This is a genomic window from Microcoleus sp. LEGE 07076, assembly GCF_015207455.1.
Classification (GTDB): Bacteria; Cyanobacteriota; Cyanobacteriia; order Cyanobacteriales; family Microcoleaceae; genus Microcoleus.
The window spans coordinates 1-5,663 of record NZ_JADEWV010000297.1 but is presented as its reverse complement, the minus strand read 5'-3'; the positions used below and the strand labels follow the sequence as shown (position 1 = coordinate 5,663).

At 45.6% G+C, this 5,663-nt stretch carries 6 protein-coding genes and 1 pseudogene; 5 read left to right on the top strand and 2 right to left on the bottom strand.

Annotated features, from left to right (window positions below; genetic code table 11):
- Nucleotides 1-449: 449 nt before the first annotated feature.
- Both IQ270_RS27605 and IQ270_RS27600 read right to left on the bottom strand, forming a co-directional pair.
- A complete protein-coding gene (locus IQ270_RS27605; RefSeq protein WP_193976340.1) occupies nt 450-995 on the bottom strand; it encodes a site-specific integrase in 546 nt (181 codons plus the stop codon).
- A gap of 807 nt (nt 996-1,802) precedes the next feature.
- The gene (locus IQ270_RS27600) at nt 1,803-2,054 is read right to left on the bottom strand and encodes a hypothetical protein (protein ID WP_193976339.1); all 252 of its coding nucleotides are present in this window, start codon (nt 2,052-2,054) and stop codon (nt 1,803-1,805) included.
- A gap of 204 nt (nt 2,055-2,258) precedes the next feature.
- Between IQ270_RS27600 and IQ270_RS27595 the strand changes: the two genes are divergently transcribed.
- The 5 genes and pseudogenes from IQ270_RS27595 to IQ270_RS27575 form a co-directional block, all read left to right on the top strand.
- Nucleotides 2,259-3,488, top strand: coding sequence for a hypothetical protein (locus IQ270_RS27595; protein ID WP_193976338.1), 1,230 nt, complete (start codon nt 2,259-2,261; stop codon nt 3,486-3,488).
- Nucleotides 3,489-3,855: 367 nt separating this feature from the next.
- The gene (locus tag IQ270_RS27590) at nt 3,856-4,203 is read left to right on the top strand and encodes a hypothetical protein (RefSeq protein ID WP_193976337.1); all 348 of its coding nucleotides are present in this window, start codon (nt 3,856-3,858) and stop codon (nt 4,201-4,203) included.
- On the top strand, nt 4,175-4,489 hold the full coding sequence (locus IQ270_RS27585; RefSeq protein ID WP_015179664.1) for a hypothetical protein: 315 nt from the start codon (nt 4,175-4,177) through the stop codon (nt 4,487-4,489). Before IQ270_RS27590 ends, IQ270_RS27585 begins: the two co-directional genes overlap by 29 nt.
- 89 nt (nt 4,490-4,578) lie before the next feature.
- Nucleotides 4,579-4,827: a hypothetical protein gene (locus tag IQ270_RS27580; RefSeq protein ID WP_339384378.1), complete on the top strand. Its 249-nt coding sequence runs from the start codon at nt 4,579-4,581 to the stop codon at nt 4,825-4,827.
- Between the two features lie 451 nt (nt 4,828-5,278).
- Nucleotides 5,279-5,663 (top strand): annotated as a pseudogene (locus tag IQ270_RS27575) (hypothetical protein); the annotation flags it as partial.

Here is a 5,663-nt window from a genome sequence, read left to right as displayed (position 1 = left end):
ACGACAGTCGCACTAAGGTGTCTGTATCCTCGGAGAATTTGGGTGCGACTTCTTCGACGAGGTATTGGCGCGATCGCACCTTGACAATTTGCCCAGTTTTTAGTTGCATTTTGCTACTGTACTTGCGATCGTTTTTTCTGTAAATATTTTTAATGATATTTTTCGGCTATCCCCAGCTCGCTTGCTGGTTTAATTGGGTCAATACTTCTGGCTCATAAACAAGTCAGGGGGAGCATCTTCAACATCAAAGAAGCGCAACCCTTTGTACGGAAAGTCCCCATCTGGGGGTAGGAATAAAAATTTGCTCCCGTTCGCCCGTCAAACTAACAGTCTTGGACGCACTAAGCGGGCGGTTTTGTAAAGGTTTGAGATTCTTCGCGCGCTGGGCGAGCGAATGACATAATGTGGAAGCGTGCGGCTAGGACTAAATAATTTCACTGTTGAACGGCTCACTTCAAGAGCCCAATCGCCTTGACAAGCTGTTCCGGCTGTACCTCCAAATAACGCTGGAGACTCGACAAATTTTTGTGTCCCGAAATCTCCATAATCACCCGCAGCGGCACCCCCGCATTGCTCAAATTAGTCAGCGCCGTCCGCCGCATCGAATGTGTTGAAGCCCCCTTAATTCTTACCCGCTTGCAAGCTTCTTTAAAAATCACATCCGATGCGGCGCGAGTCAAAGGCTTCGTATTGTCTCGCCCCGGAAACAAAAAACCCACATCTGGATTGTAAGCCTTTAAATACTTAGCCAGCATAGGATGGAGCGGCAGCGTTCGCGTTGCTGATTTCCCCTTTGTCGTCGCTTTCCGCAACGTGACTGACCCCCCAACAATGTCGTGAGTTGTTAAAGCTAACGCCTCTGAAATGCGGCAGGCGCAGTAAAAAGTTACAGCAAACAAAAGCCTGTCCCTTGCTGTAATAAAACCCCGGTCAAACAGTCGGTCAATTTCTGCGGGCGTCAAAATCTTAGCGCGCCCATTCCCAAGAACCTTCACGGCGCAGCCCTCAAAGGGTAAGTTCTTTCATTATTGGACGAAAGAGTCCTTTCGTCAAGTAGGCTAACTGGCTTCTATTCTTTGATGGCAAACCCAATCCGGCTCAATCGCTTTCGGGACAATCGGAGGCGCTTGTTGCAACTCACTTCCCGCTTATTGCTATTCAACTGACTCGAATTCTCGGGAAAGTTGATAATCGGCAAGGTAGCGCTCGCGTCTATGAGGTCTCTGAAGGTAACAGGTTCAAGGGCTGTCATAACAGCACGATCAAATATAAGTTGCGCTCGTAACGAGTAGAGTATAATATTTTTTGATTCAACTTGCAAGTTTTTTTCCTATTTTTGCTCCTCCTTAATAAAAAATTATGAATATTTGGGAAAAGAGCTTCCCTCACTCATGCAAAAAAAAATGCCATTGCAGCAAGCTAGCAAAAGCATTGTTATAAGTTTCGCAGGGTAAACGAGCGTGCTGGTTAATTGGTTGGTGAGCGAAACTTTTCGATCGCCACTCTTAACGCCGAGCGCGCACTTTTTGTTCAATAAATACAAGGCTAAGGCTCAATCCCTAAAGGCTAATCGACAAGTGTTAGACCTAGTACATAAGCGCAACAACCGCGTTTAAAACTATCTTCACATGGCAATGCACTCCCATTGCACGGAAAAAACCCCGCATAGCTTTTCTCCGAAAGCGGATTAAGCGCGGTCTGTATCGGTCTGGTACTGGTAAATTAATCAATGCCGATGTCGAACGTATTAAAGCTGATTTATTACCAAATATGCGCTCGCTCGCTCGCGCGAACCCTTGAGGTTAATCCTGCGATTGTTCATTTTTCCCTTCAGGACTAATCGTGCGCGTGCGATCGCTAGCTTGTTGGTGCTCAGTCTGGTACGACGAAGCCGCCTTGGTTAATAAATACGCCACCAGAGAACTCAGGGAACGCTGCTCGCTCTGGGCCCATACTTCCAACACTTGCTTGACTTCCTTGTCCAGGTAGGCAGTAATTACGTCTGCCTTTCTTCGGCTTGGCACTTTTATATCAATCTCTACTACTCCTGTCATCTTACCGCTTGCAAAGCTAAAAACAGTTTGTTACAGTAGATAGCAGTAAGTTACTGTAACAAACTGCTTGAAATCAAAGCCAGCATTACTGACTCACAATCAAAGCCAGCATTACTGACTCACAATCAGCTCCACTGGCTCCCAAAACAAAAAAGCTGGCCCGCGAAGACCAGCTCACATTAAATAAGTTAAGGACAATCTATCATGTTTCACTCATCCCCGGACACCAGTGTCGATGTGGAAACCGTCCAAACTCTTGACAGAGGTGCGTTCTCTTCCACGGACATCCCCAAAAGCCTCAAAAAATACCCCGACTCCAGTTCCACCAGTCCCGAAACCATTGTTGAACTAGAAAAACAAACCTCCGAAATCCGCACTAGCTACCGCACTGTCAGCGTTGCCCTATTCGAGTTCGGGGACAAACTGCTGGCACTCAAAGAAAAAGTCAAAAAAGCTCGATTGAAGTGGTCAGACTGGCTCCAGTATCATTTTCCCGATACTAACAAACAAACTAAAGACGCAATGGCGATCGCCCGTATTTGGCGGCAGTTGAGAGATACGGAGTGCCACCTAGTCGAAAAAATGCGCGGTTGGGGAACTCCCGTCATCGCTGTTCTTTGTAGAGGTGGGCTCGAACTCGTCAAAAAGTTTCTGTCTGAAAACGACAACCCCGTGGGATGGACTGTGAAAGCTGTCAAAACTTTCGTACAGCAGTGGAAACAGCCCAACGGCTGCAACAGCAAGCGCAAGCAATCAACAAGAAGTGTCGCCCCCAAAACTGCAAAACCAAATTTTGAACCCGCCCCCGGCTCCACCACCAACCGCGGACTGATTCTTGAACTAGCCCGTTTGCGGAAGCTGAAAGCCACGCTGAACGAAGAATTGGACGTTTCAGTCACAAAAGAAGTCAGGGACAAGCTCAAACAAGACATTTTGCACGCTGACATCAAGATTGAGAGGGCGATCGAGCTCCTGATTGAATCATCAACACCTGCTGCCACCTCAAACCATCAACCTGAAACGGATGCAGCCGAAAGCCAGTTAGAATCCAGCGTGCAAATTGAAGAACAACTGCGACAAGAAAACACATCTCTCAAAGCCAAACTAGAGCAACTGGAAACGCAACAGCACTTCAATTCAAACCCGCACTCTCCTAAAGTCACTGCCGCGATCGAACAATACCAATTGCAAATGAGCGCTCTCATAGTTCAGCTAGAACAACAGCAGCAAGAAAACGCCAGACTACTACAGCTATTCCAAGAGAAAGAAGCCTTCTGGGTACAGAGTGTAAGCTCCGGCTGGCGAACCCAAAAACAAGCACTAGAACATAAAATTGCCGAATTGGAAAAAGCCCTACAACAGAAAAAAAGCACCGCTGTTGACCCGTCAAATGATGTGACTGCCAACAGGGAGCTAACGAGAGAAACCCGATGACATAGTAAGAATTACCCAACACAGCGCCGAAGCCGACGCCGGCAAAATCGGTAGATTTGATTGTCAATCAATACATGAAAAGAATCAGATCGAGCGAGTTCCCGCAACGTAATTTCAGGCGTTTGAGAGCCTTCTTTACCACTCAGCCAGCGGGCTAGCAGTGCGCACCCTACAATTCGAGTCTCTGCGTCTATGACTATCAAAAAACTGATATCCTAGCCAGAGTTGGGCTTTGAGAATAGTTCGTCAAATATAAATTCCAATTGATTGATTTAAGGAAATATCGCGCTGCAATTTCTTTATCAAGAAATTGGCCTAAAAACCTATCAAAACAAATCTGTTGCAGTCAATGCACAGTTAAGAACTCATGTCAACCTCAAAAGGAAAGCGAGATTTGATTTCGGCCCTGCCACTAAAACATTTGAATGATATACCAGCTTCAACTGAGTTGCCCGCAAGTTTTGCCAAAATTCATCCCCCGCGCTTTGAGTGCGGCGAGATGGTGCGCTGGGCTGATGTTGGCGAAGAAGCCGATTGGGGAATAGTTATCGGCAAATTTTACAACTACGAACCGCGCCGTTGCTGCTGGATGTGGTGCTACATAATTTGGCTGGCTCCTAATTCCAAGAGTGCAGATTGGTGTCAATTTGATACGGCGTGGGAGGAAGATTTAGAGAGGTGTGAGGATGAAAAAGCCGCATACTTTGACAGATAGAGAACGCAATTTGATTGCAGTTTACAGCCAATGCCAATTAGGAATGACGCCAAAACAGTTTTATGTCAAGTGGGGCGTAAGTTACGAGCAAATTGCCTCCATTTGTTCCCGCTCTGATTCAACGGTACAGGGTTGGTTTAAGCGGGGGAAAAATCGAAGATTTCCTACTGCTGTAGATTTGCGCCATTTAGCAGTAATGGATTTTCTGCTGGAACACTTTGAGGAGATTCCCGACGTACTGGCGAACTTGCTGTGTCCGCATTCCGAAGATAAGAAGGTGCGTTAGAAGAGAATTTGAGCGGTTGAAAGCACAAACATAATTAATTGTCAAGGTCAGCGTGACCTGTCTTGAAGAATATTCTCTCAACTAGCGTAATGGCAAGCAAGGAAAAAAGAACGCAACCTGTTACTGTCGCTGGTGAGGTTAAAATGACTTATTTTGAGAGATTGCATCCGTGGTGCATCATTAAGCTGCTTCCTAATTGTCAGCGTATTGTTGTGGCGCGATTTCGCAGGAGGAGGGATGCAGACGATCATTTTCGGGTTTTGCAGCGGTTTGTCAAAGAATCCACATTTGTGATTGTTTTTGACATCCCACCAAAGCCTACTTTGCCTAAAAAATAAGAGCGAGCGCAGCTCTGTTTAAAATCGAATTAATCGAGATAGCTGCATTAGATTAGTCGCTCTGATTAGCCAATAATTCTCCCAGTTATAGAGCTAACCGATAGCTGGGAGAATTATTGTTATGTTTGGTGCTGGTAGCTCGGTAACTAATCACAATCAGGCTGTTAAAATTTACTAACTAACGACACTATTATAGTTTCAACTGACGTTCATAAGCGATCGCATTTTGTACCGAGCGCTCTAATTTTATGAATAAAAATACTCAGATTGATAGTGCGATCGGAGATACGGCTAACAGTAGTATAGCCTGCGAGCACAACCGAGTCTGCATCTAACAACACCTAAGTCATTTCCGGCAATGCAAGAAGCAAGAACCATTGCTTAAGAAACGCTCTAAGTTAAAAGCTACCCCCTAGCGGGAGAAGTAAAAAGATAACCACTTCTTACCGTTATGAACGCTAACAACTCTAATATCACCCCCCACAAAACCTTTCCTGAATCAGCCAGCCAGCACTCCCCTCAAATTAAAGAAGTGATTGCAGTAATTTTTCCTTTTCTCGCGGATGCACCTGCTGAAGAACATCCCTTCAAATTAAACGATATCGTAAAAACAGGCAACCAATACGGTATTGTTACTTCTCTCAACAAAACTGAAAAACCTGTGACAATTACTTGGGACGCAAGTCCCGGCGAAGATTCATTTTATTGGACTTATAACCTCGACGAAATCCGCGCCCTCAAAATCTCCCTCGTTCCTCAGTTTATCCCCAAAAAAACTGCTGGAGAACTTCCAACTTGCACAACCATCGTACTGGCTAATTCCGACCAGGTACAAT

Bases quoted from the DNA above. Each gene is read 5' to 3' on its own strand.
- IQ270_RS27585 (WP_015179664.1), top strand. From the start codon at position 4,175: ATGAAAAAGCCGCATACTTTGACAGATAGAGAACGCAATTTGATTGCA.
- IQ270_RS27580 (WP_339384378.1), top strand. From the start codon at position 4,579: ATGGCAAGCAAGGAAAAAAGAACGCAACCTGTTACTGTCGCTGGTGAG.
- IQ270_RS27600 (WP_193976339.1), bottom strand. From the start codon at position 2,054: ATGACAGGAGTAGTAGAGATTGATATAAAAGTGCCAAGCCGAAGAAAG.
- IQ270_RS27590 (WP_193976337.1), top strand. From the start codon at position 3,856: ATGTCAACCTCAAAAGGAAAGCGAGATTTGATTTCGGCCCTGCCACTA.
- IQ270_RS27595 (WP_193976338.1), top strand. From the start codon at position 2,259: ATGTTTCACTCATCCCCGGACACCAGTGTCGATGTGGAAACCGTCCAA.